The sequence below is a fragment of the Actinomadura madurae genome (assembly GCF_047130825.1).
GTDB classification, from domain to species: domain Bacteria; phylum Actinomycetota; class Actinomycetes; order Streptosporangiales; family Streptosporangiaceae; genus Spirillospora; species Spirillospora madurae.
Genome location: NZ_CP083237.1, coordinates 10,020,259 through 10,045,039, shown reverse-complemented (window position 1 = coordinate 10,045,039; position 24,781 = coordinate 10,020,259). Strand labels below are relative to the sequence as shown.

Genomic DNA, 24,781 nt, shown 5'->3' with positions numbered 1-24,781 from the left:
GGTCTCCTTCAGGCGCTCAGCGGCGGGGGCAGCGAGGCGTCCTGGGCGCTCTGCCCGTCCCGTTCCAGCCCGGCCAGCCGCGCCGAGGTGAGGGCCGCGCGGAACAGCTGGATGCCGCGGGCCGAGCTGGGGTCGACGCCGGACAGGTCCCGGATGCGGTCCAGCCGGTAGTGCAGGGTGCGGCGGTGGATCCACAGCTCCCGCGCGGCGCGCTCGCGGTCGAGGTTGCAGGCGAGCAGCACCTCCAGCGTCCGGCGCAGGTCGGTGCCGGCGTCGAGCGGGGACAGCACGGCGGCGAGCCGGCCGCGGATGCCGGGCTGCCCGAGGATGGCGAGCTCGACCAGCAGCTCGTCCGCCCGGTAGGGGCGGTCCTCGGCGTCCGGGATGGCCTTGACGATCGTCAGCACCCGGGACGCCTCCTCCAGCGCGGCGGGGATGTTCGCGACGCCGCGGCGGAACGACTCGGCGGCGTGCACCGGCCCGCGCGTGCAGGCGGCGAGCCCGGCGGTGAACTCGGCCGCCTGGTCCTCGGCGCGCAGCTGGTCGGCGGCGGGGAACAGCACGACGAGGCCGGACAGGTCGCCGGAGTACAGCACGTCCTCCCACGCTTCGAGCAGCTCGCCGGCCCGCTCCCAGTGCGCGTCCGCCACGCGCCCGGGGACCTCGCAGCGCAGCGCGAGGTACGCCGGCGCCAGGCGGACGCCGGCCGCCTCGGCGATGACGCCGGCCGGGGCGCCGTCGATCAGGGTCTCGGCGAGGAGCCGGCGCAGCGGGCGCGACCGCGCGCCCTCGCGGGGCGCCTCGGCGTAGCCCTGGATGCAGGCCTCCCGCGCGCCGACGGCGAGCCGTGCCGCGTGCGCGGTGAGCTCGGCCATCTCGGCGAATCGGCCGGGCGGCGCGATCGTCCAGCAGGTGCGCGCGGCGGCGGCGAGCGCGAGGTCCCACGCCTCCGACAGCACCGGCAGCGGGATCGCCTGCCGGGCCGCGAGGACGCCGAGGTCGCGGAACCGCCCCCAGTCGTCCTCGGGGAGCGGACCGCCCGCGAGGACGAGCCCGAGCAGCCGCGCGCAGGTCTCGCGGCCCCCGCCGAACATCGGGCCCGCCGCCCGCCTGATCGGCTGGTAGGCGGGGTGCCCGTGCAGGGCCTCCCGGACGGCCGCGGCGACCCGCGGGCAGTGCGCGGTGAGGATCTCCGGGAGTGCGCCGGAATCGGTCATCGACGATCCCCCCTACGCGACGGCCAGCCGGAACCTGGGCAGGTGGCCGGCGGTCTCGTCGACCAGCCGGTGCAGTTCCCGGACGCAGCCCGGATCGCCGCCCAGCCCGTCGAGCAGGCCGTGGGCGCGCTCGACCAGCGGCGCGACGGAAGCGGCGTAGGACTCGATGATCTCGTCGTCGAGCATCCAGGCGGTCAGCTCGGCGCGCGCCGACGCCGAGCGGCGGGCGGCGGCGTGCAGGGCGAGCGCCTCCCGGCGGCGCGCGGCGGGCAGCGCGGCCAGCAGGTGGACGAGCAGGTAGGTCGCGGTGCCGTTGGCGAGGTCCTCGTGCCGGCCGGAGGCGAGGTCGCGCTGGTCGTTGACGAGCTGGCGCAGCACGCCGAGCGCGCGCCCGTACGCGCGCCAGCCGTCGACCCGGCGGTCGCCGACGCCGGCCAGGCACGCCGCCGCGGCGGCGGCCATGGCGTAGGGGGCGCCGGTCTTGCCCTCGTACCCGCGCAGCACCGACCCCGGGGACGCCACCGGCGGCCGCTCGGTGAGGTCGCGGAGCTGGCCGTCCACCGCGTCCAGCCACCCGCGGGAGACCTCGTCGGCGAGCGCGGCCCGGACCGCGGCGCCGGCGGGCAGCCCGGCGATGATCCGGCCGGGCAGCTGGCCGCCGACGGCGAGCGCGGTGAGGATCTTCTTCCCGGCGGCCGGGGCCTCGACGGTCCGGGACGCGGCGCCCTCGGCCGGGGCGGCGTCGGTCAGGTCGTCGAGGTAGCGGGCCGACGCCCACCAGAGCAGGTGGATCACGGCGACGGGCGCGGCGGGGGCGGGATCGCCGGTCTCCGCGCCGTGCACCAGCAGCGGCAGAGTGATCATGCCCTTCACGCCGGGACGCGAGCCCTTGGCCCGGACGAGGTCGAAGAACTCGACGAGGAACTCCGACATGGCGCCGCCGACCATCTCGCGGCCCTCGTCCAGGCCCATCGCGAGGCCCTCGGCCAGCAGCTCGCACAGCCGCGCCATCTCCGCCTCGACCTCGGCGATCGCCCGTTCCTGGGCGGCCCTTCCGAACACTCCTTCGTCCACGTGCCAAGCTCCTCTGCTGCTGCGGGGTGTATCCGGGCCCGGCCCGGAGGTCGCGGCGCGCCGGGCTCGCCCGGCGGCGCCCGTCATCGGGTGGCGCGCTCGTCCAGGACCCGGACCGTGCCGGCGCGCCCGTCCAGCTCGATCCAGGCGCCGTCGGGGATGCGGGCGACGGCGCCGCCGACCGCGACCGCGGTGGGCACGCCGAGCAGCCGTCCCGTGACGGCGGTGTGCGAGAGCAGGGTGCCGCGCTCGACCACCAGGCCGGACGCGGCGATCATGAGGGACAGCCAGCCGGGGTCGGTCTCCCGCGCGACGAGGATCCGGCCCGCGCAGCCCACGGGGGCGATGCCGGGGTCGAGGACCACCTTGGCGCGGCCCCGGACGGTGCCGCCGCTCGATCCGAGCCCGCGCAGCAGGTCGCCGCCGTCCGCGGGCGGCCGGGGCCCGACCGGGCGGGCGTGCGCGAGGGCCGCCGCGACGGGCCGTCCGGCCGGGACCGAGAACAGCGCCGGCGGGAGCGGGACGTCCAGGTGGCGGACGCGTTCCGCGCGCCGCACCGCCGCGAGGCCGCGCAGGTCCGCGCCGGGGAGGGTGCCGTCGAACGCGCCGGTCACCTCGTCGGCGGTGAGGTCGAGGACGTCCATCGGGTCGTCCAGCGCGCCGGCCGCGGCGAGCTCGGCGCCGAGCCGCCACAGCACCTCGCGGGAGAGCCCGAACAGCTGGGTGCGGCAGAACCGGGTGTCCTCCCGCGCCCGGACGAACCACCGCATCAGAGACAGCAGCGCGTGCAGCACGGCGCGGCGCGCGGGGCTGCGGCACGCCGCCCGCAGCCGCCGCCGGGCCTCCGCCGCGGCGCGCGCCTCGTCCGCCCGGCTGCCCGCGACGGTGGCGCCGCGCCGGACCAGCGGGGCGATCGTCCCGGCGAGCATCCAGGGCCGCTGCCGCGGGGTGGGCTCGTCGAGCTTGAGGTCGTGGAGCGCGCGGTCCCCGTACCGCCGCAGGTGGGCGCGGGCTTCGGCGGCGATGGCGGAGCCGTGCCGGCCGGCGGCGATGTCGTCCCAGACGGCCCGCAGGTGCTCCTCCTCGGCCCCCCCGGCGGGGTCGGCCAGCAGCGCGGCCTTCAAGGCGGGGATCCCGGCGGCACGCTCGGCGAGGGCGATCGCGGCGCGGGCCGCGGCGAGTGAGCGGTTTTCGCGGCCCCCGCACAGCAGGCCGGCGAGCAGGCCGGGACCGGCGCCCGCCCACCGCCGCAGCAGCGCCGTGCCGGCCCGCATGACGAGCAGCCCGTAGATCCCGTTGGCGAGCGTGACGCCCCAGCGCACCGACGCCTCGGCCCACACCCGCCGATACAGGGCGATCAGCTCGTCCGGGGACCGCTCGGCGAGGGGGCGGGCGGCCGGGTCGTACATCTCCGCCATCAGGCCGTCCCACCAGCGCAGGAACCGGGCGGTCGCGCGGCGGTGCCCGGCCGCGCGCCAGGCCGTCGCGGGCAGCGCGGCGGCGACGCGCGCCCGCGGCCACCGCCGGGACGCCCGCGCCTCGCCGGTCACGCCCATGGCCTCCTCCCAGCCCGCGCGGACGAGCTCGAAGGCGGGGAGCTGCCCGTGCAGTTCCTGCCAGTCGTCCAGCCGGTAGTGGACGCGGCCGTCGAGGAGCCCGACCATCCGCCCCGGCCGGTGCGCGTTCGCGCGCAGCCGCCGGGCCGGCACGCCCATCCGGCGGTAGAGGTCGGTGAAGGCCAGCTCGTAGAACGCGCGGGCCTGCGAGTAGGTGAGCGCGCCGGACACTCCGGGGAAGCTCTCGGTGATGTTGTGGTTCCCCCAGTACACGCGGGCGCCCGCGTCCCGCACCGCCCCGGCGAGGGGCCGCGCCTGGACGAGGTGGACGGTCCCGTCGGGCGTGATCGCCCCCTCGATGTCCTGCGGGCGGCCGAAGTGCTCCTCCACGCGGGCCGCGAGATCCGCGACGTCGCGGGCCTCGGAGTCGGTGAGCACCGGCGCGTGCCGCAGCCCGTCCGGCACGGCGACCACACGGGTGCCGCTCTCGCCGGCGGCGGGCGGCCCGGCCATGCGCCGCTTGAGGACGATCTCCGCGCGGACCCCGCCGGTCTCCGGGTCGACGAAGAAATGATCGACGTCGGCCTTCTCCTGGACGACGCCCTCCCCGATCCCGTGCGCCGCCGCGACGACGTGGCGGCGCGTCCCGTCCCTGGGGTCGCGGGTGAACGCGACGAACGAGCGCGTCCCGGGAACCATCCGCTGGATCCCGACGGCGACCCTGGCCCTCGCGGGGTCGGCGCCCTTCAGAAGCCGGTAGCGGACGGCCTCGGGCTTGAACGCCGACGCCCAGCAGCGCGCCACCGCCGCCAGGAGGCCGGCGCGGGGCACGTACAGGAAGCTGTCGCTCATCCCCGCGAACGGGTCGTCCTCGCCGTCCTCGCCGCCGCCGTCCTCCCCCGGCACCGCGCAGGCGCGGACGGCCGCCGTCCCGCCGGGGCCGACGAGCGCGTCGAACGCCTCCAGGAGCCCGTCGGCGAGGTCGCCGGACGGCACGGCCCGGGACAGGGCCGACGCCGCCGAGGCGCACCAGTCCGCGGCGGGCGGCGAGGCGGCCGGCGGGAGCGCGTCCCGCAGGGAGGCGAGCGCCCGGTCGAACTCGTCCGCGGGCAGGCAGAAGAAGCCGGGGACGGGGAAGCCCGCCGCGCGCAGCGCCTCCAGCCGCGCGAACTTGTGGCCGATCTCGTCCATGGTCACCACACCTTCGGCAGGACGCGCGGCGTGCCCGCGGCGTACTGCGCATAGCCGGGAACGTCCGAGAGCGCGCTCTCCTCCACCCGGATCCGCCAGGCCACGGCGGCGGCCAGCAGGAGCAGCGCCGCCGCTCCGGCAGGGCCGAGGAAGAAGCACGTGAAGCCGATGTGGGCGAGCAGCATCCCCGCGTAGGCCGGATGCCGGACGATCCCGTAGAGCCCGCCCGTGACCACCCGATGGCCGTCCTGGCGCATCACGTGATGGGAGTAGAACCGCCCGAGCGCGCGGATCGCCGCCTGCCGCAGCGCCACGCCGGCCGCGAAGGCGGCGGACGGGACGAGCAGCCACGGCGACCAGCGCTCCCAGGGCAGGGGCCCGAACGACGCCGCCGCGACCAGCAGGAGGCGCGCCAGACCGTACGGGAGCAGCGTCCGCGCGTCGGACGGCGGGGCGGCGGCACGGCGGAACGTCACCGGGGCCTCCAGCAGGAGCCAGCCCAGGTAGCCCGCCAGCAGGAACGCCGCGTGGGCCTCCGCCCCGCCGTCCCGTCCCGCGTGCAGGACGATGCCGGCGGCCGCCGTGCCCGCCCCGGCGGTGAACAGCAGGCGCGGCGCGAGCGGCAGGAGCCTCATGGCGCCGCTCACCGCGCCCTGGCGCGCTCGTACTGCTCGGGATCCACCGCGTACGCCTCGTACGCGAGCGACCCGAGATGGGCGCCCGTGGCGGCGTCCGCCAGCGTCGCCGCGCAGTGCGACCGGCGCCCCGGGACGCGGGCGACGGGCCAGCGCAGCAGCAGCGGGACGTCGCGGGCGACGCGGTAGGGGATGTCCAGCCGCAGCCCGACCCACAGCAGCGTCGTGTCCATGGGCCGGCCGTGCTCCGCGTGCTCCAGCAGGGTGGCGAACTGCCGGCCCGCCTCGACGATCTCCACGGGCGACCGGAACGCGGGCGGCGGCCCCTCCCCCGCGGGCGGCTGGAGGACCGCCGCCTCCACCACCGCCCTGCCCCGCCGCACCGGCTCGCCGACCAGGACGTTCCCCGGACGGTGCCGGTGCACGAGATCCGCGGGCGCGCTCCGGGACGGTGCCGCCGCTCCGGCGGTGCCCGTCCGCGTGCCCGTTCGCGCCGGCGGGCGCGGCGTCTCGCCGTTGAACGCGATGGAGCCGCCGCACACTTCCTCGCCGCCCTGCCGGGCGGCGACCGTCCACGCCCGGTTCCGGCCCGGCACCGGGCGGCACGACAGCGTGGTGCCCCGGTCCAGCTCGCAGAACCGGGTGAAGCCGAGGCCGGCGACGACCCGCTCCGGGCGCCGGCCGCGCGCCCGCAGCCGATCCGCGCGGGCGGCCAGGTCGAGCAGGCCGCTGAACAGCAGCATCCCCGGCACGTGGTCGAGCGGATGGTCGAAGTAGAAGGGATCGGCCTCGTCGACGACCAGCTCGCGGAATCGATCGATGACGGACCCGTTCATGCGCCGCTCCTTCCATTTGCCGGCCCCAAGTGCATCGGCACGCGCCGAAAACGGCGCCGCCGCCCTTCTCGGGAAGCGCGGATAAGCCGACCGGACGGCCGTCATCTTGCTACAGAATTGCGCGGGGCTGTACTGCACTACCGGGCAGTCCGGGCCGTGCCCGGTTGCCGGGCCGGGCAGCCCGGCGCGGCCCGGACACGCTCCGTGCAAGGCCTTCCGGGGACGAAAAGCGCATGTCAGCGTCCGCTTGCAGGACGCGGCCGGGCGGCGGGCGCGGCCGACCGCGCACGTCACCCGGCTCCGCGGAGATCGACCGCCGCGCGTTTCCGAGAGATCAGCGGCACTTTTTCTCGCGCGAATCTCACAAGGTATATTTTCAAATTATTGAGAGTTTGACCGGATACCGACTCGGGCTGTGATGTTGCCCACAATTAATTGGCAGAATGCGGCCAGTCGCGGCGGGCCGGGCGGCCGGGCCCGCCGGTGCGCCGCCCGGCGCGCTCGGGCGCGCCGGTTGTCAGCGGGCTGACAAACGCCGTCCCGGACGGTGAAGGCCGGTGAGTGTCGCGGATCACCTCGCGTGCCTAGGTTGGGACGACCCGGGCCGAGGCCCGCCGAGCACTCGCGATGGAGGTGCCACCGTGACGACGGCGTACGACGACGCGCGCCCCGGATCGCCGGCCATCGAGGGCCTCACGGACGAGCCGTGGCGCGACGTCCCGGCGGAGGAGGCGCGGTGGATGCGCCCCCGGCTGCCGGACCTGCTCGGCGTGATGGTCGAGGGCGTGCTGCGGCACGTGCCCGAGTACGACCGGCCGGGCGACGCGGCGTACTGGCGGGTGGCGGAGGCCGCCGTCGCGCAGGCGATGGAGCACTTCGTGCAGGTCATCGCCGACCCGGACACCTCGTGGGCGGAGGTGTACCAGGTCTTCTTCGACGTCGGGTACGGCGAGGCCGTCGAGGGCCGCAGCCTGGAGCACCTGCAGAACGCGATGCGGATCGCGTCGCGGCTCGCCTGGCGGCACCTGGCGGTCGAGGCCGAGCGGCTCGGCCGCCCCCCGGCGCTCGTCAGCCTCCTCGCCGAGGCGAACTTCGCCTACCTGGACGCGCTGGCCTCCGCCGCGGCGCACGGCTACGCCCGCGCCCGGGAGAAGGCCGCCGGGGAGCGCGAGCAGCGGCGCGGGCGGCTGCTGGCCCTGCTGCTGTCGGACCCGCCCGCGCCGCCCGAGGTCGTCCGCGAGCAGTCCGCCCGCGCGGGCTGGCCGCTGCCCCGGCGGCTGGCGGTCATCGTGCTGCGGCCGCGGCCGGGCAGCGGCGGGGAGGGCCCGGCCGGGCTGCCGCCGTCCCTGCTGACCGGCCTGGACCACGGCCGCCCCTGCCTGGTGATGCCCGACCCGGACGGCCCCGGGCGCCTGGACGAACTCGGCGCGACGCTGGCCGGCTGGACGGGCGCGATCGGCCCCGCCGTGCCGCCCGAGGAGGCCGCGACGTCGCTGACGTGGGCGCGGCGCGCGCTCGACCTGGCGCCCGCCGCGCCCGCCTCCGCCCGCGGCACATCCAACTCCGCCCGCGGCGCATCCGCCTCTGCCCGGGGCGGTGGGCGGCGCGCGCGGCGCGGCGGGGTCCTGGTGCGGGCCGAGGAGCATCTGCCCGGCCTGCTGCTGCGCGAGGGCGCGTCGCTCGCCGCGATCGTGGCGTCCCGGCGCCTCGCCCCGCTGGACGAGGCCGGCCCGCGGCAGGGCCTGCGGCTCGCGGTGACGCTGCTGGAGTGCATGAAGCACGGATTCAACGCCACCGGCGCCGCCGAGGTCCTGTGCGTGCACCCGCAGACGGTCCGGTACCGACTGGCGCAACTGCACCAGATGTTCGGTTTCGACATCGAGGACCCGGAGATCCGGCTCGAGATGATGCTGCTTCTGTACACCTGGATCCAGCGCAACGGCGGCTGATCCGCCCGCCCCGCCGCTCCCCGCGCCGGGCCCGGAAATCCGCTACGGTCGGGGTCGCCGCGTAGGCGAGGGGAAGGAAGTCACAGAACACATGGCCGAGAAGGTCATTCGGGTGGACGACATCGACGGCTCCGAAGGAGCCGATGTCGCAAAGCGAGACTTCGAAGTCTTGGACCGCACGTTCACCATCGACTTGAGCGACGACAACTACAAGCGGCTGAACGAGATGCTGGACGCCCTCGCGCCCTTCATCGAGAACGCCGCGGAGGTGAAGCCCGCGGGGAAGGGCCGCAAGTCCCGCGTCGCGAAGATCAAGGGCTACACGAACGGTGATGTCCGCGACTGGGCATTGCGTCAGGACATCGAAGTCTCCGAACGTGGCAAGATATCGGATGAGGTCTATGCTGCATTCATCGAGGCACATCCGGACGCCAAGCCGGACGCATAGCTAGAGGGAGTCCCCGCATGGCACAGAAGGTCGAAGTCCTTCTCGTCGACGACATCGACGGTGGAGAGGCCGACGAGACCGTCAGCTTTTCCATCGATGGCACGTCATATGAGATCGACCTGAGCAAGAAGAACGCCGCCAAGCTGCGCGGCGGTCTGGAGCCGTTCGTGGCCGGCGCGCGCAAGGCGCGCAAGACCCCGGGCAGGGGTGGTCGCGGGACGCGTACCGCGGGCAGCCGCGAGCGCTCCGCCGAGATTCGCGAGTGGGCGAAGGGCCAGGGCATCAAGGTCAATGAGCGGGGCCGTATCCCCGCCAATGTGATCGAGCAGTACGAGGCCGCGCACTAGCGGCGCGCGCCGCGCGGCCGGCGGCGTTCCGGCGCGACAGCGAGGGGCCGGGGTGAGGATTTACATCACCCCGGCCTCTTGCGCGCGCAACGGGCAAATCGCCCTCATTCTCGGGCGAATGCCGGGAATGGAGCGGCATCGCAATAGGCGGGCGCGCGGCGCGGCTCACCCGGGCGGCGGGCCCAGTTCGCGTCCCGCGCGCACCGCGCCGGCGACGCGGTCGCGCAGTGCCATCTCGGCCCTCCGGGCGTCCTCGGCCATCCCGCGGATCTCTTCGCCGGCCATCTCGTCGCCGACGGTGCTCGCCAGCAGGTCCCGGTAGCGGGCGTTCTGCTCGGGCAGGCCCTGCAGGACGCGCGCCTCGTGGTAGGCGTCGTCGGCCTCCCCGGCCCGGCGCGCGTACGCCTCCAGCGCCTCGATCCGGCCGGTGACCGAGCGGACCGACAGCGCCAGCGCGCGGTCCTGCGGCTCCAGCAGGGCCCGGACGTCCGCCGACAGCCGCTCGGGCTGCTGGGCGAGGCGCTCCCGGCGCAGCCGCGTGTGGGTCGCGAGGGCCTCCGCGATGGCCCACTCCTGCCGGGGCAGGACGACCGCGTTGTTGATGTCGTCCAGCAGCCCGGCGCCGTGCGACTGCGACCCGAGGACGGCGTCGACGGCCCGCTGCGCGCGGACGAGGAGCCGGGCGGCGGGCCGGTCGAAGTCGCCGGGCAGCAGGTAGCGGCCGTGGTGCTCGCGGGCGGCGCGGGCGGCGGCCGGTTCGCGCACGTGGCGCAGCGCGCCGAGGGCCCAGCCGGCGAAGCTCGCGGCGGTGAGGACCACCGCGGCCTCGGCCTGGCCGAGCAGGAGCAGCAGGATCTGCAGGGCGGGGGTGAGCATCATCGCGAGGACGGGCAGCCTCCCCCACCGGCTCGCCTCGCCCACCAGGCCGTCCTCGTCCAGCGAGGCGACGAAGCAGACCCGCAGCCACCCGCCGGGCAGCACCCCGTAGAAGATCGCGAACGCCGGGATCCACACCAGCCGCGCCACCACCGTGGCGGCGCGCAGCCGCGGAGGCGGCGGCGCGGGCATGCAGGCGGGGACGAGCCGCTCGGGCGCGGCGGCCAGCAGCGCCCTGTGATCGCCGCCGATGGCGGGATCGAACACCGGACGAGGACGGTCCTGCTCGTTCATCGCCACTCCCCCACCGCGTCTGGGAACCCTGGTGCCCGCGGTCGGTTCCGAGCCTTCCACCCGGAACGCGGCTCATTCCACTGTGTCACGGAATCCGGACATGTCCCTTCGGCTCCGGCGCCGCACCCGCGACACACCCCGCTAGTCCTGGAGTTCCGCCCACACCTGCCGGTCGCGCTCGGCCGTCCAGATGCGGGGGCGCTCGACGCCGTCCATCTCGTCCCAGAGGCGGGAGACGTCGAACGGCAGGCAGTGCTCGAAGATCGGCCAGTGCCCGTACTCGGGGGCGAGCGCCTTGTGCACGGCCGCGAAGGCGTCCTTGAGCGTGCCGCCGTCCCGCCGGACCAGCCCCACCTCGTCGATCATGGTGGTCAGGAAGGCGCGGGTCTGCGCGACCGCGGCGTGCGCGGCGTCCCGGCCGTGCGCGACGGCGCCGCGCCCGCCGACGAGCGTCTCGGCGCCGAAGGAGCCGACGTGGTCGAGCGTGCCGGACGCCCATTCGCGGTGGAACGCGTCCCCGGTGTAGAGCGCGGCCTGCGTCTCCACGAGGTCGCCGGCGAACAGGATCCGGTGCCGGGGGAGCCACGCGACGATGTCGCCCTCGGTGTGGCCGCGGCCGCAGTAGGCGAGGTCGAGGTCGCCGCGATCCCCGCCGAGGTCGATGGTGAGGGTGCCGGAGAACGTCACGGTCGGCCAGGTCAGCCCGGGGATGCCGTCCGGGTCCTTGAACAGCCGGGGCATCCTGCCGTACTCCGACTCCCAGTCCTGCGCGCCGCGCTCGGCGATCAGCGCGCGGGTCAGGTCGTGGGCGATGACCACCGGGGCGCCGAACGCGCTAGCGCCGAGCGTGCGGACGGCGTGGTAGTGCGACAGGACCAGGTACCGGACGGGCTTGTCGGTGTGCTCGCGCAGGACGGCGAGCCAGTCGCGGGCCGCCGCCGGCGTGGCGAGGGCCTCGAAGCAGACGACGAAGTCCTCGCCCTCCACGGCGCCGACGTTCGGGTCCCCCTCGGCCGTGAGCGCGTACACCCCGTCGGCCAGGACCTCAAGCGTCTGCGTCTTGTCGCCCAGGTCAGCGGACGACGCGAACGGTCTGGACATCGGCGCCCCCTCGCACTCGTGGCCGCGGGCACTTCCCGTGCACAGATTTCATTCCACGCATAGCGGGTGATAACCGTCCCGGTCGCCAGGTGGGGAGGACGGCGCCCGCGGGGTAGGAGGGATCTTGAACGCGCCGCGCGGAAGGAGGGGGCCCGGTGAACGCCGCGCTCGGACTGCTGGCCGTCCTCGTGCTGACCGCCGCGACCGGCTACTTCGTGGCGCAGGAGTTCGCCTTCGTCACCGCGGACCGCCCGGCCCTGGCCCAGCGGGCCGCGGAGGGCGACCGCGCCGCGGACCGCGCCCTGAAGGTGATGGGCCGGCTGTCGTTCATGCTGTCCGGCGCGCAGCTCGGCATCACGGTCACCGCGCTGGTGGTCGGGTTCATCGCCAAGCCCGCGCTGGCCGACCTGATCGCCCCTGCGGTGCGCGCGGGCGGGGTGCCGGACGCGGCGTCCGGCGGCGTGGCGGTGGGGCTCGGGTTCGCCCTCGCGACCGTGGTCCAGATGGTGATGGGCGAGCTGTTCCCGAAGAACCTGGCGCTGGCGCGGGCGGAGCCGCTCGCGCGGGCGCTGGCCGCCTCCACGCTCGGCTACCTCGCGATGGCGGGGCCGCTGATCCGGCTGTTCGACGCGTCGGCGAACCGGCTCGTCCGCGCGGTGGGCATCGAACCGGTGGAGGAGCTGCGGCACGGCGCGACGCTGGAGGAGCTCGGGCACATGATCGGCGAGTCCGGCGAGCAGTTCCAGGAGGACCACGCCGACCTGCTGGAACGCGCCCTGGTCTTCTCCGAGCGGGACGCCGAGGCGGTCATGGTGCCCCGCGTCGACGTGGTGACCGTGGCCGCGACCGCCGACGCCGCCGAGCTGAGCGACGTCATCGCGGCGAGCGGGCACACCCGCTACCCCGTCCTCGGCGAGGGCGTCGACGACGTCGTCGGGGTCGTCGGGCTGGAGGAGCTGGTCGGGCTCGGGCCGGACGAGGCGGCGCGGACCGCGGTCGGCGCGATCGCCCGGCCGCCGCTCCTGCTGCCCTCGACGCTCCCGCTGCCGGACGTCGTGCTGCGCCTGCGGGGCGCCGCCGAGCCGCTGGCCTGCGTGGTGGACGAGTACGGGGGGTTCGCCGGGATCCTCACCTGGGAGGACGTCGCCGAGGAGCTGGTCGGGGAGATCGCGGACGAGAACGAGCCCGACGACGACCTGGCGATCCGCACCGGCGAGTGGTGGACGACGGACGCGGGCCTGCGGATCGACGAGGTCGCCCACGAGACGGGGATCGCGCTGCCGGAGGGCGACTACGAGACGGTCGCCGGGCTGCTGATGCGGCGGCTCGGCCGGATCGCGCGGCCGGGCGACGTCGTCCGGGTGGAGCTGCCGCGCGACCGGCTGGACGAGCCGTCCCGCACCGCCGTGGTGGAGGTGCTGACGATCAACCGGCACGTGCCCGAGCTGATCCGCGTCCGCGCGGTGGAGGAGGACCGGTGAACCTCGCCCTGGGCGCTCCCGTCACCCTGGCGCTGCTGGCGGGCAACGGGTTCTTCGTCGCCGCCGAGTTCGCGCTGGTCGCGGCCCGGCGGCCCCGGCTGGAGCGGGCCGCGGCGCGGGGCTCGCGGGCCGCCGGCGCGGCGGTCGCCGGGATCGACGAGCTGTCGCTGACCCTCGCGGGCGCCCAGCTCGGGATCACCATGTGCTCGCTCGGCCTCGGCCTGGTGTCCGAGCCGGTGTTCGCGGAGACGCTGACGCCGCCGTTCCACGCCGCGGGCCTGCCGGAGGGGGCGGCGCACGCGGTCGCCTTCGTGCTGGCGCTGGCGCTGGTGACGTTCCTGCACATGGTCGTCGGCGAGATGGCGCCGAAGTCGTGGGCGATCGCGGGGCCGGAACGGTCGGCGACCGTCCTCGGCCTGCCGTTCCGCGCGTTCACGACGGTCGCCCGCCCGGCGCTGGCCGCGCTGAACGGCACGACGAACCTGCTGCTGCGGGCGGTGGGCGTCCGGCCGGCCGACTCGCGGGAGGTGTCGCGCACCCCCGAGCAGCTGCGCAGCATCGCGCAGGAGTCGCGGCGGCTCGGCCTGATCGGGGAGACCGAGCTGACGCTGCTCACCGCCGCGCTGGACGCGCCGCGCGCCCCGCTCGCCGGCCTGGTCGTCCCCGTCTCCGGGATCGTGTCGGTCCCGCCGGAGGCGTCCCCGCAGGAGGTCGTGGACGTCGCCGCGCAGACCGGCCACACCCGGCTGATGGTGCGGGGCGCCGGGGCGCGGGGCCGGGCGGCGCGCATGGTGCACGTCCGCGACGCCTACCTGGCGCGGGCGCGGGGCCGGGCGACCCCGGCCGGGGAGCTGGCGCACCCGGTGCCGGCGCTGCCGGTCGGGACCCCGGTCGGCGAGGCCGTCGCGACCCTGAAGGCGAACCACAGCCACCTCGGCCTCGCCATCGCCCCCGACGGCCGCGTCGCCGGCCTGGTCAGCCTGGACGACCTCCTGACCACACTGCTGGCGGTCCGCTGACGCGCCCAACCGTCAACGTTGGTTGACATGAGATGGCTGTCAACCTACATTGACAGCCATGAGCGATGGAGTGACGCTCGCCCAGGAGGCGAGCAGCCGGGACCCCGCGGTGGGCCTGCGGGCCGTGCGGGCGCTGCGCGAGCTGGCGGAGCGGCTGGAGGCGCTGCAGGTCCAGAGCGCCCGCGACCAGGGCTGGTCCTGGCAGGAGATCGCGGTCTGCCTCGGCGTGAGCAGGCAGGCCGTCCACAAGAAGCACGGCGGCGGCCGCCGCCTACTCAAGAAGGAGCAGTAGAAGGATGTTCGAGCGATTCACCGAGGGCGCGCGGCGAGTGGTCACCGGTGCGCAGGAGCAGGCGCGTGCGCTCGGCACGCCCTTCATCGGCACCGAGCATCTGCTGCTCTCCCTGCTGGACGGCGACGACGCCACGGCACGGGTTCTCACCGAACACGGGGTGGAGGCGTCCGCCATCGGGCGGCGGATCGCCCGGAAGGGCGAGGATCCGCTCGACCCGGAGGCGCTGAGCACCCTCGGCATCGACCTGGACGCCGTCCGCGAGGCCACCGAGGAGGTCTTCGGGGAGGGCGCGCTCGACGTTCCCGCGGGTCGACGCCGACGCTTCCCCAAGGGCCACATCCCGTTCACGCCGAGGGCCAAGAAGGCGCTGGAGCTGAGCCTGCGGCACGCGATCCGGCTCAAGCAGAAGCAGATTCGCAGCGGGCACGTCCTGCTCGGCGTCCTGCACGACGAGGAGTTCATGTCGGTGAGGATCCTGAGCGAGGCGGGCGTGGACGTCGCGGCGCTGCGCGCCCACGTGGAACGGCTGCTCTCCGCCGAGGCGGCATGACCGCGATCATGTGATTACGTGGGGACATGCCCGAACCGCTGGATTCGCTGCGCCGCCTCGTCCCCGCCGACCGGATCGTCACCGACTCCGACGTGATCGCCTCCTACGCGCACGACGAGGCGGAGTGGGCGCCCTACGGGGCGCCCGCGGCGCTCGTCCGGGCCGGTTCGACCGAGGACGTGCGGGCGGTGGTCACCGTGTGCGCGGAGCAGGGCGTGCCGATCGTCCCGCGCGGCGCCGGCACCGGGCTGTCGGGCGGCGCGAACGCGCTGGACGGCTGCGTGCTGCTGTCCCTGGAGGCGATGGACGAGATCGTCGAGATCGACGCCGCCGAGCGGCTCGCGGTCGTCCAGCCGGGGGTCGTCAACGACGCCCTCCGGCTGGCCTGCGCCGAGCGGGGGCTCTGGTACCCGCCCGACCCGGCGAGCGCGCCCTGGTCGACGATCGGCGGGAACGTGGCCACCAACGCGGGCGGCCTGTGCTGCGTCAAGTACGGCGTGACCCGCGACTACGTCCTCGCGCTGGAGGCGGTCGTGGGGCGCGGCGAGGTGGTCCGGCTCGGCCGCCGGACGGCCAAGGGCGTCGCCGGGTACGACCTGTGCGGGCTCATGGTCGGCTCCGAGGGCACCCTCGGCGTGATCACCGAGGTCACGGTGCGGCTGCGCGGGGCCCGCGCCCCCGAGCACACCGTCGTCGGGTACTTCGACACCCTCCAGGCAGCGGGCGAGGCCGTCGCCAAGGTCACCGCGGCCGGGATCGTCCCGAGCGCGCTGGAGCTGATCGACCGGCACTGCCTACGAGCGGTCGACGCGTGGCGCAACATGGGCCTGTCCGCGGACGCGGACGTCCTGCTCCTCGGCCGCACCGACCTGCCCGGCGAGTCCGGGGAGGCGGAGGCCGACGCGATGGCGCGGCTGTTCAAGGAGGCGGGCGCGACCTGGAGCGCCCGGTCGTCCGACGAGGCCGAGGCGGACGCGCTGTTCGCCGCGCGCCGGCTCGCCTACCCGGCGCTCGAACGGCTCGGCCCCGTCCTGACCGAGGACGTGTGCGTGCCGCGCGGCCTCGTCCCGGAGATGCTGACCCGCATCGAGGCCGCCGCCGCGGACACCGGCACCCACATCGCCAACATCGCCCACGCGGGCGACGGCAACCTGCACCCGCTGATCATCGCGCCGGCCGGGGACGACGCGGCCCGCGTCCGGGCCCAGCGCGCCTTCGACCGCATCGTCGCCGACGCGATCGCCCTCGGCGGCACCGTCACCGGCGAGCACGGCGTCGGCCTGCTCAAGCGGCGCGGCCTGCACGACGAGCTGGACCCGGCCGTGATCGCCCTGCACCACGCGGTGAAGGACGCGCTCGACCCGGCGGGCGTGTTCAACCCGGGCAAGGTCTTCGGGACGCCCTGACCCGATCAGCCGCGGGCGGCCTCCCAGCCCTGGACGAGCTCGGCGGTGTGGTCGCCGACGAGGCCGACCTGGAGGCGCTCCCCGTCCTGCTCGACCTGCACGCCGACCGGCCGCAGGTCCGGGACGCGCCCGGAGAACAGCGCGTCGCGCTCCGCCATCGCCTCGTACTGGCCGGGCCGCCACCAGTACACCTGCGCGGTGATCGGCTTCTCGCCCGACCCGGCGAGCCTGGCCGCGACGTCCTGCACGGTCTTCAGCGCGAGGACCAGGTGCTGCTCCGTCCCGATCTCATGGACCGTCACGTACTCCGGCAGCGGGAACGCCACCAGCGCGCCGAACGGGAGCGGGCCGGGGAAATGGCGCCGCAGGACCTGCGCGTGCGCGCCGATGTAGCGGTGCTGCTCCCCGATGTTGGACATCTTGACCCCGTTCAGGTCCTGGGGCTGGACGTAGTGGGGCTCCCGCTCGATCGACTGCGCCAGCGCGTGCCCGAACGCCGCGGCCTCGGCGAGCCCGCCGAGGTCCGCGCGGTTCAGCGGCACGATCGAGTCCGGGTAGTCGACGACGACGGCCTGGAGCAGGCCCGGCGCGAACGGCCGGGTCACCAGGGCGGCCTGCATCCGCTCGTCGAGGGCGTTCTCCGGGTAGAGGCGGACGCGCAGGCTCGCGGTGTCGAGCCCCCCGCCGGAGGGGGCGGGGGGCGCCTGCCGCTCGAAGGCCTGGACCGCCTGGTCGGCGTACTGGGCCGCGATGCCGGGCAGCGCGGACCGCGGGTTGCGCCCGGCGTGCTGCCGCCACTGGGCGATGTCCGCCTGCGCGCGGTTGCCGTCCTTGAGCGTCACGGCGACGGTGTCGGGAGCCGTCAGCTCCGCCCGGTAGCCGCGCTGCGCGAAGGCGTCTATGAGTGACATGCCGATGATGTCGTGTCCGCTGGGGTTCATGGTCATGTACGACTCCCCGGGTGGCCGGTGAGTTCCCTCAGCCTCCGAAAGCCTCCGTGAGCGCGGCGACGCACGCGGACCTGCGGAAGGGATCGGCCGGGTACCTCCGCCGGCACTCGGCGGCGATCCACGACGGGGCCGCCGGACGGACGGCGCGCGGCGTGCGCGTCTTGGCCGGGCGGGGCCGGTGCGCGGGCCGGCCCTTCTCGCGCGGTGACGGGGCCGCGCGCGTCCGGCGGGGGACCCGCCGCGGCACCCGGGGACGGTGGGCGGACGACCGGGCATGCGGCTCCGCCGCGGTCCGCCCGGTGCGGGACGAGGCGGGTGAGGGCCGGGCGGGCGACGGCCGGGCGGACGCGGCCGGGGTGGCGGCGTCCGGCGTCACCGTGCGGGCCGGGACCGTCCGGGCCGTCCCGTGGCCGACGGCCAGGAACAGTCCGGCGCCCAGGACGAGCGCGACGGCGACGACGGCCGCGCGAGGAGGGCGGCGGGCGGGCGGCCTCGGTTCGGCGCGGGTGAATCCGGCGGGCGGGAGGCTGGAGGAAAGGCGCACCCACCGATCGTCACGCTGAGCGCACGCCCGGACACGCGGAACCGGCTCGACCGTTGCCGGCTCGATACACCGGCGGCCGTCACCGACCGGCGAGCAACTCCACCACGGGCGCGAACTCCTCGACGAACGCGGAGGAGACCGACACGTACGACACGCCCAGCTCGTCGCGCCGGCGGGCGAGCGTGTCCGCCATCTCCCGGGGCGTCCCGGACAGCTTCGCGATCACGTCCGATGTCGCCATGGCGGTGAGGTCCACGTCCATCTGGCGGCCCAGCCACTCCGGCACGTCGTCGCCGACCACGTGGACCTGCGTGCACAGCTCCAGGTCGTCGAACCGCTCCCCCGCCGCCTTCCGGACGACGTCCACGTATCCGGCGAGCTCGGCGTCGCCGGTCATCGGCGGGACGCCGAACGCGACCGTGTCGGCCCGCCGCGCCGCCAGGTCCAGCATCCGGGGCCGGGACGCCGCCACGACCACGCGCGGCGGGCGGCCGGTCCCCGCGAACAGCCCCTCCGGCGGGTTCGCGACCGCGTCCAGCGCCGCCTCCACCCGGGCGATCCGCTTGGCGCCCGATCCGTACGGAACGCCGAAGACCGCGGCGTCGTCCTCCCCGCCGGGACGGCCCGCGCCGATCCCGAGCTCGAACCGGTCGCCGGTGGCGAGCGCCATCGAGGCCGCCTCCCACGCGATCATGTGCGGCGGCCGGGTCGCCGCGGAGAGCACGAACGTGCCGACCCGCAGCGTCGTCGTGGCGCCCGCCGCCGCGGCGAGCGTCGCCGCGGGCATGGCCGTGCCGGACGTGTCGGGGGTCAGCAGGGTCGCGTACCCGAGCTCCTCCGCCCGGCGCGCCTGCGCCGCCCAGTCGGCGCCGCTGCGCGCCCACCCCACCATCACCGCGAACCTGAACCGCCGATCGGCCATCGTCCCGCCTCCCGTCCACCTCGGATGCCCTCCATTTGAGTGAGTGCTCACTCATTTGTCAAGGACCCTCGGCCGCGCCGCGCCGCCGAGGCGGTGTCCTAGCCGGCCGGGGTGACGGTGAAACGGCGCAGGGCGAGCGCCGGGTTCTTCCCCCGGACGGCGCCCACGCGCTCGGGCGAGACCTCGCCCGCCGCGATCCCCGGCCCCTCCCCCAGGGCGGCCGTGACCACGCCCATCGGGTCGACGATCATGCTGTTGCCGGCGCCGGTCGGGGCGCACTGGTCGGCCGCCGCCACGTAGATCGTGTTCTCGATCGCGCGGGCCCGCACCAGCGTCCGCCAGTGGTCCTCCTTGAGCGGGCCCGGCACCCACTCGGCGGGCAGCGCGAGGACGTCGGCGCCGGCGTCCACGATCCGCCGCGTCACCTCCGGGAACCGCACGTCGTAGCAGGTCTGCATGCCGAACGTGACGCCGTCCACCGTGAAGGTCTCCGGCTCGCCGATGGCGCCGTGCCGGACCAGCGCCGACTCCTCGTACCCGAACGCGTCGTACAGGTGGATCTTGCGGTACTCGGCGACGACGCCGCCGCCGGGCGCGAGGGCGACGAGCGTGTTGGAGATGCGGTCCGGGTCGTCCAGGCGCTCGTTGACCCCCGCCACCAGGTGGACGCCGTGGCGGCGCGCCAGGTCGCCGAGGCCGGTCACGAACGGACCGTCCAGCGGCTCGGCGGAGTCGACGAACCGCCGGTCCATCTTCGGCGCGGTGAACATCGCGAACTCGGGGAACACGACGACCTTCGCGCCGCGCCCGGCCGCCTCACCGGCCAGCTTGCCGATCGCCGCCAGGTTCTCGTCCTTGCCCGTGCCCGGCGCGAACTGCGCCACCGCGACCTGCACCATCATCGGCCTCCTACATCCGGTCGACGCCGGTCACCCGGACGACGGCCTCGCCCTCCTGGTCGGAACCCGCGAGGTCGACCTCGGCGCTGATGCCCCAGTCGTGATGGCCCTCGGGGTCGTCGAACACCTGCCGGACCCGCCACAGGGCGTCCTCCGGCACCTCCTCGATCTGCAGCAGCTTCGGCCCGCGCGCGTCCGGCCCGGTGAGCAGCTCGTCGTGCTCCTCGAAGTAGCCGTCCATGGCGTCCGCCCACGCGCCGGCGCCGAAGTCGGGGTCCAGCTCGCCGAGCTCGGCGTAGCGCTCCAGCGCCGCCAGCTCCACCCGCCGGAACATCGCGTTGCGCACCAGCACCCGGAACGCCCGCGCGTTCGCGGTCACCTTCGCGACCCGCTCCTCGATCGGCTCGTCCAGGTCCTCGTCGGCGGGGTTGGCTAGCTGCTCCCACTCGTCCAGCAGGCTGGAGTCCACCTGCCGGACCAGCTCGCCCAGCCACTCGATCAGGTCGATCAGGTCATCGGTCTTGATCGACTCCGGGACGGTCTGCTGCAGCGCCTTGTACGCCCCCGACAGGTACCGCAGGACGAGGCCCTCGGCCCGCGCCAGCTCGTAGTACCCGATGTACTCGGTGAACGTCATCGCGCGCTCGTACATGTCGCGCACGACCGACTTCGGCCGCAGCGGATGGTCGCCGACCCACGGATGCCCGGCCCGGTAGATCTCGTACGCGGCGTCGAGCTCGTCCTCCAGCGGCTTCGGGTGGTCGACGTCCTGGAGCAGCTCCATCCGCTCCTCGTACTCGATCCCCTCGGCCTTCATCTCCTGGACGGCCTCGCCGCGCGCCTTGTTGACCTGCGCGGCGAGGATCTGCCGCGGATCGTCCAGCGTCGCCTCGATCACCGACAGGACGTCCAGCGCGTACGTGGGCGACGCCGGGTCGAGCACCTCGAACGCGGCCAGCGCGAACGTCGACAGCGCCTGGTTGAGCGCGAAGTCCTCCTGGAGGTCGACGGTGATCCGCGCGTACCGTCCGGCGTCGTCCGGCTCGGGCAGCGCCTCGACCACACCGCCCGCCAGCAGCGACCGGTAGATCGCGATCGCCCGCGAGATGTGCCGGCGCCGCGCGGCCGGCTCCTCGTGGTTGTCGGTCAGCAGCCGCTTCATCGCCTGGAACGCGTTGCCGGGCCGCGCGATCACCGACAGCAGCATCGCGTGGCTGACCTGGAACCGGGACCGGAGCATCTCCGGCTCGGCCTCCTGCAGCTTCCTGAAGACCTCCTCGTCCCAGCCGACGAACCCCTCCGGCGGCTTCTTGCGCTGGACCTTCCGCCGCTTCTTCGGGTCATCGCCGGCCTTGGCGAGCGCCTTCTCGTTCTCCACCACGTGCTCGGGCGCCTGCGCGACGACGAACCCGACCGTGTCGAACCCGGCCCGCCCGGCCCGCCCGGCGATCTGGTGGAACTCCCGCGCCCGCAGCCGCCGCACCCGGTGCCCGTCGTACTTGCTCAGCGCGGTGAACACCACCGTCCGGATCGGCACGTTGACGCCGACGCCGAGCGTGTCGGTCCCGCAGATGACCTTCAGCAGCCCGGCCTGCGCCAGCCGCTCCACCAGCCGCCGGTACTTGGGCAGCATCCCGGCGTGGTGCACCCCGATCCCGTGCCGGACGAACCGCGACAGGTTGCGCCCGAACTTCGTCGTGAACCGGAAGTTGCCGATCAGCTCGGCGATCCGGGCCTTCTCCGCCTTGGTGCACACATTGATGCTCATCAGCGACTGCGCCCGCTCGATCGCCGCCGCCTGCGTGAAGTGCACCAGGTAGATCGGCGCCTTCTGCTCGGCCAGCAGCTCCTCGATCGTCTCGTGCAGCGGCGTCACCCGGTAGTCGTAGATCAGCGGGACCGGCCGCTCCGCCGACGTGACCAGCGCCGTCTGCCGCCCCGTCCGCCGCGTCAGGTCCTTCTGGAAGAACGCGACGTCCCCCAGGGTGGCCGACATCAGCAGGAACTGGGCCTGCGGCAGCTCCAGCAGCGGGATCTGCCACGCCCATCCCCGCTCGGGCTCGGCGTAGAAATGGAACTCGTCCATGACCACCACGCCGATGTCGGCGTCGGCCCCGTCCCGCAGCGCGATGTTCGCCAGCACCTCGGCCGTGCAGCAGATGATCGGCGCGTCGGCGTTCACGCTCGCGTCGCCGGTCATCATCCCGACGTTCTCGCGCCCGAACATCTCGCACATGTCGAAGAACTTCTCCGACACCAGCGCCTTGATCGGCGCCGTGTAGAACGCGATCTGGTCCCGGCCGAGCGCCGCGAACAGCGCCCCCGCCGCCACCAGGCTCTTCCCGGACCCGGTCGGCGTCGACAGGATCACGTTGGCGCCCGACACGACCTCGATGAGCGCCTCCTCCTGCGCGGGATACAGCGTGATCCCGCGCCCGGACACCCACCGCTCGAACGCCTCGAAGAGCGAATCGGCGTCACTGTCGTCTCTGGAGGGCAGCTCATCGATAAGGCTCACCCCTCCATCCTGCCCCCGATCCCCCACTGCCCGCGTCACCGCCGGCATCAGACCAGGGCGTGACCGAAGCCGTCCGCCAGCGACGCGACATCCGGCTCCCCGAAGAACTCGCGCATGGCCTCGAACACCGCCACCTTCTCCTCGCCGTACCGGCGCACCCGGACGGCATAGGTCTCCGCGGACACGAAGGTGGGCGGCTCGGTCTTGCTGTGGAACTTGTCGGCGTACATGACGAGCCGCTCTTCCCCGGTCTCGGCCACGAGATCGGCGTCGGGAACCGGAAGCCCGAGACGCACGATGTCGTCCCGCGTCAGCCCGACCCCGGTATGCCGGGAGCAGAACCGGCAGATCTCCTCGGGGAACCCCTCGTCCCGCAGCAGCCCGTGCCCCAGCAGCCCGTGCCGCACATACCGCTGGTGATCGAGCCGTCCACTGGCGTCGTACAGCCGGTAGACCCCGATGTCGTGCAGCAGGCACCCGGCCCGGACAAGGTCCTTGTCCACGTCCAGCCCGCCGCCCTGCATCAGCTCCTCGGCGATCTCGCACACGATCGCGCAGTGCGTCCAGACCAGGTCGAACGCCTCCGTACTAGGCGCGTGCCGCTCATGTAAAGCCCGGATCTCATCGTCTTCAGGAACCCGCATCCCGCCACCCTATGGCGTCCACCGACAACGAGCAGTGACGATCCAGATCGACGTCGTGGTCTAGAAGGCGAGATGCCCCCGGGATGTGGTTCCCAGGGGCATCGTCATGCGATCGCGCTACTTGTCTATACCGTCGACCTTGGCGACCAGGCGGGCCAGCGTCCTGGACATCTCTACCTGCTGGGCGGCCAGCTTGCCGAGCTCACCCATGATCAGGTTGACGGCCGACCCCAGATCCTGCTTGGACTCCTGTCGGAGCTCTTGCTTGAGCGAGCCGAGCTGCTGCGCGAGCTCGTCCTTGGTGACCAGGTTCTTCAGGTCGTCCTTGGTGGCCAGGTCACCGAGAGTGACCTGGTCGAGGGGCTTGGGCGCCATGACGGGCATGCTATCTCTCCTTCGGGTCACGCGCTCTCCTTCGGGTCCTGTCTCCGTCGGAGAGCGCCCCCTCAACCTGCCATGGCATCGGGACGCTCGGTCATCAATCGATCACGGTTAGCCACAACGAGCTATCCGGAGATCACCCCACCTTCCGACACTGTTTTTACCTTCTCCCAGGCGACGGTGTAGCAAGACGGACGCGTCAGGAGGTGACTTCGGTGCGGGGGCCGCCCCAGAGGGTGTGGAAGGAGCCTTCGCGGTCTACGCGGCGGTAGGTGTGGGCGCCGAAGAAGTCGCGCTGGCCCTGGGTGAGCGCGGCGGGAAGGCGGTCGGCGCGCAGGGAGTCGTAGTAGGCCAGTGCCGTGGAGAAGCCGGGGGCCGGGATGCCGAGGCGGGCGGAGGTGGCGACCACGTCGCGCCAGGCGTCCTGGGCGTCGCCGACGGCCTCGGCGAAGTGGTCGTCGGTCAGCAGCGTCGGCGTGCCGGGGTCGGCCGCGTAGGCGGCGCGGATGCGGTCGAGGAAGCGGGCCCGGACGATGCAGCCGCCGCGCCAGATGGTGGCCATCGCGCCGAGGTCGATGTTCCAGCCGTACTCGGCGCTGCCCGCCTGGATCTCGTGGAACCCCTGCGCGTAGGCCACGATCTTGGAGGCGTAGAGGGCCTTCTCCACGGCGTCGGCGAAGCCGGAGCCGGCGACGGCGCCGCGGGACGGGCCCGGCAGGCCCTGCGCCGCCTCGCGGAGGGCGGCGTGCCCGGAGACCGAGCGGGCGAAGACGGCCTCGGCGATGCCGCCGACGGGGACGCCCAGGTCGAGCGCGGTCTGCACCGTCCAGCGGCCGGTGCCCTTCTGCTCGGCCTGGTCGAGGACGACGTCCACGAACGGCTTGCCGGTGGAGGCGTCGGTGTGCGCGAGGACCTCGGCGGTGATCTCGATGAGGTAGGACTCCAGCCGGCCGGTGTTCCAGGTGCGGAAGACCTCGGCGATCTCGGCGGGCGCGAGGCCGGCGGCGTGCCGCAGCAGGTCGTAGGACTCGGCGATCAGCTGCATGTCGGCGTACTCGATGCCGTTGTGCACCATCTTCACGAAGTGCCCGGCGCCGTCGGGGCCGACGTGGGTGCAGCAGGGCGTGCCGTCCACCTTGGCGGAGATGTCCTCCAGCAGCGGGCCGAGCGCCTCGTAGGACTCGGGGGAGCCGCCGGGCATGATGCTCGGGCCGTGCAGGGCCCCTTCCTCGCCGCCGGAGATGCCGGTGCCGACGAAGTGGACGCCGCGCTCGCGCAGCGCGGCCTCGCGGCGGCGGGTGTCGGCGAAGTTGGCGTTGCCCCCGTCGACGATCATGTCGCCGGGCTCCAGCAGCGGGGCGAACTCGTCGATGACGGCGTCGGTGGGCCCGCCCGCCTTCACCATGATGACGAGGCGGCGGGGCCGCTCCAGGGACGCCACGAACTGCTCCGGCGTGTCGGCGGGGAGGAACGTGCCCTCGTCGCCGAACTCCTCCACCAGCGACTTCGTCCGGGTGGGAGTGCGGTTGTGCACGGCGACGGGATGCCCGTGCCGGGCGAGGTTGCGAGCCAGGTTCCGGCCCATCACCGCCAGTCCCGTGACACCGATTCGCGCCTTCTGCATTGGCTCACTCCTCCTCGTGTGCGA

Annotated in this window: 23 protein-coding genes; 8 read left to right on the top strand and 15 right to left on the bottom strand. The window is 74.4% G+C overall.

Annotated features, from left to right (window positions below):
- Positions 1-8: 8 nt before the first annotated feature.
- From K8Z49_RS47065 to K8Z49_RS47045, 5 genes are all read right to left on the bottom strand, one after another.
- Positions 9-1,217, bottom strand: a complete 1,209-nt coding sequence (locus K8Z49_RS47065) for a PucR family transcriptional regulator (RefSeq protein WP_075019982.1) — start codon at positions 1,215-1,217, stop codon at positions 9-11.
- Between the two features lie 12 nt (positions 1,218-1,229).
- Positions 1,230-2,291, bottom strand: coding sequence for a polyprenyl synthetase family protein (locus K8Z49_RS47060; protein ID WP_412517119.1), 1,062 nt, complete (start codon positions 2,289-2,291; stop codon positions 1,230-1,232).
- An 83-nt stretch (positions 2,292-2,374) separates the two neighbouring features.
- Entirely contained in the window at positions 2,375-5,038 is a 2,664-nt protein-coding gene (locus K8Z49_RS47055) for a PEP/pyruvate-binding domain-containing protein (RefSeq protein WP_412517118.1), read from the bottom strand.
- Positions 5,039-5,040: 2 nt separating this feature from the next.
- A complete protein-coding gene (locus K8Z49_RS47050; RefSeq protein ID WP_412517117.1) occupies positions 5,041-5,673 on the bottom strand; it encodes a methyltransferase family protein in 633 nt (210 codons plus the stop codon).
- 8 nt (positions 5,674-5,681) lie between these two features.
- On the bottom strand, positions 5,682-6,509 hold the full coding sequence (locus tag K8Z49_RS47045) for an AfsA-related hotdog domain-containing protein (protein WP_412517116.1): 828 nt from the start codon (positions 6,507-6,509) through the stop codon (positions 5,682-5,684).
- A 641-nt stretch (positions 6,510-7,150) separates the two neighbouring features.
- On the opposite strand from K8Z49_RS47045, the gene K8Z49_RS47040 reads away from it, so the two are divergent.
- From K8Z49_RS47040 to K8Z49_RS47030, 3 genes are all read left to right on the top strand, one after another.
- Positions 7,151-8,458, top strand: a complete 1,308-nt coding sequence (locus K8Z49_RS47040) for a helix-turn-helix domain-containing protein (RefSeq protein ID WP_024935244.1) — start codon at positions 7,151-7,153, stop codon at positions 8,456-8,458.
- A 91-nt stretch (positions 8,459-8,549) separates the two neighbouring features.
- Positions 8,550-8,906 carry a histone-like nucleoid-structuring protein Lsr2 gene (locus tag K8Z49_RS47035; RefSeq protein WP_021599628.1) on the top strand — a complete coding sequence of 119 codons (357 nt, stop codon included), beginning with the start codon at positions 8,550-8,552 and terminating at the stop codon, positions 8,904-8,906.
- A 17-nt stretch (positions 8,907-8,923) separates the two neighbouring features.
- The gene (locus tag K8Z49_RS47030) at positions 8,924-9,253 is read left to right on the top strand and encodes a histone-like nucleoid-structuring protein Lsr2 (protein WP_075019977.1); all 330 of its coding nucleotides are present in this window, start codon (positions 8,924-8,926) and stop codon (positions 9,251-9,253) included.
- Between the two features lie 165 nt (positions 9,254-9,418).
- Here K8Z49_RS47030 and K8Z49_RS47025 read toward each other — a convergent pair whose 3' ends face one another.
- Both K8Z49_RS47025 and K8Z49_RS47020 read right to left on the bottom strand, forming a co-directional pair.
- On the bottom strand, positions 9,419-10,423 hold the full coding sequence (locus K8Z49_RS47025; protein WP_412517115.1) for a hypothetical protein: 1,005 nt from the start codon (positions 10,421-10,423) through the stop codon (positions 9,419-9,421).
- Between the two features lie 141 nt (positions 10,424-10,564).
- Positions 10,565-11,524: an MBL fold metallo-hydrolase gene (locus tag K8Z49_RS47020; RefSeq protein WP_075019976.1), complete on the bottom strand. Its 960-nt coding sequence runs from the start codon at positions 11,522-11,524 to the stop codon at positions 10,565-10,567.
- 155 nt (positions 11,525-11,679) lie between these two features.
- Between K8Z49_RS47020 and K8Z49_RS47015 the strand changes: the two genes are divergently transcribed.
- From K8Z49_RS47015 to K8Z49_RS46995, 5 genes are read left to right on the top strand one after another with little or no spacing between them, the layout of a single operon-like run.
- A complete protein-coding gene (locus K8Z49_RS47015) occupies positions 11,680-13,005 on the top strand; it encodes a hemolysin family protein (RefSeq protein ID WP_021599632.1) in 1,326 nt (441 codons plus the stop codon).
- Positions 13,002-14,024 carry a CNNM domain-containing protein gene (locus K8Z49_RS47010; RefSeq protein WP_075019974.1) on the top strand — a complete coding sequence of 341 codons (1,023 nt, stop codon included), beginning with the start codon at positions 13,002-13,004 and terminating at the stop codon, positions 14,022-14,024. The genes K8Z49_RS47015 and K8Z49_RS47010 overlap by 4 nt, the downstream gene beginning before the upstream one ends.
- A gap of 58 nt (positions 14,025-14,082) precedes the next feature.
- The gene (locus tag K8Z49_RS47005; protein WP_024935247.1) at positions 14,083-14,316 is read left to right on the top strand and encodes a hypothetical protein; all 234 of its coding nucleotides are present in this window, start codon (positions 14,083-14,085) and stop codon (positions 14,314-14,316) included.
- 4 nt (positions 14,317-14,320) lie between these two features.
- Entirely contained in the window at positions 14,321-14,869 is a 549-nt protein-coding gene (locus K8Z49_RS47000; protein ID WP_021600092.1) for a Clp protease N-terminal domain-containing protein, read from the top strand.
- A gap of 26 nt (positions 14,870-14,895) precedes the next feature.
- Complete coding sequence (locus tag K8Z49_RS46995; protein WP_075019972.1) at positions 14,896-16,275, top strand: FAD-binding oxidoreductase; 1,380 nt, start codon at positions 14,896-14,898, stop codon at positions 16,273-16,275.
- Between the two features lie 5 nt (positions 16,276-16,280).
- Here the strand turns inward: K8Z49_RS46995 and K8Z49_RS46990 are convergent, their stop codons facing one another.
- The 8 genes from K8Z49_RS46990 to gndA form a co-directional block, all read right to left on the bottom strand.
- Positions 16,281-17,222, bottom strand: coding sequence for a hypothetical protein (locus tag K8Z49_RS46990; RefSeq protein ID WP_075019971.1), 942 nt, complete (start codon positions 17,220-17,222; stop codon positions 16,281-16,283).
- A 31-nt stretch (positions 17,223-17,253) separates the two neighbouring features.
- Positions 17,254-17,769, bottom strand: a complete 516-nt coding sequence (locus K8Z49_RS46985) for a hypothetical protein (protein WP_024935249.1) — start codon at positions 17,767-17,769, stop codon at positions 17,254-17,256.
- A gap of 79 nt (positions 17,770-17,848) precedes the next feature.
- On the bottom strand, positions 17,849-18,691 hold the full coding sequence (locus K8Z49_RS46980; protein ID WP_412517114.1) for an LLM class flavin-dependent oxidoreductase: 843 nt from the start codon (positions 18,689-18,691) through the stop codon (positions 17,849-17,851).
- A 98-nt stretch (positions 18,692-18,789) separates the two neighbouring features.
- Positions 18,790-19,590: a carbon-nitrogen hydrolase family protein gene (locus K8Z49_RS46975; RefSeq protein ID WP_111833395.1), complete on the bottom strand. Its 801-nt coding sequence runs from the start codon at positions 19,588-19,590 to the stop codon at positions 18,790-18,792.
- Between the two features lie 10 nt (positions 19,591-19,600).
- Positions 19,601-22,108: a DEAD/DEAH box helicase gene (locus tag K8Z49_RS46970; protein WP_021597069.1), complete on the bottom strand. Its 2,508-nt coding sequence runs from the start codon at positions 22,106-22,108 to the stop codon at positions 19,601-19,603.
- A gap of 47 nt (positions 22,109-22,155) precedes the next feature.
- Positions 22,156-22,752 (bottom strand): HDIG domain-containing metalloprotein, encoded by a 597-nt coding sequence (locus K8Z49_RS46965; protein ID WP_412517113.1) that lies wholly within the window; start codon positions 22,750-22,752, stop codon positions 22,156-22,158.
- A gap of 117 nt (positions 22,753-22,869) precedes the next feature.
- Positions 22,870-23,127 (bottom strand): hypothetical protein, encoded by a 258-nt coding sequence (locus tag K8Z49_RS46960; protein ID WP_143118273.1) that lies wholly within the window; start codon positions 23,125-23,127, stop codon positions 22,870-22,872.
- Between the two features lie 205 nt (positions 23,128-23,332).
- Positions 23,333-24,757 carry an NADP-dependent phosphogluconate dehydrogenase gene (gene gndA / locus K8Z49_RS46955; protein WP_075019967.1) on the bottom strand — a complete coding sequence of 475 codons (1,425 nt, stop codon included), beginning with the start codon at positions 24,755-24,757 and terminating at the stop codon, positions 23,333-23,335.
- Positions 24,758-24,781: the final 24 nt, after the last annotated feature.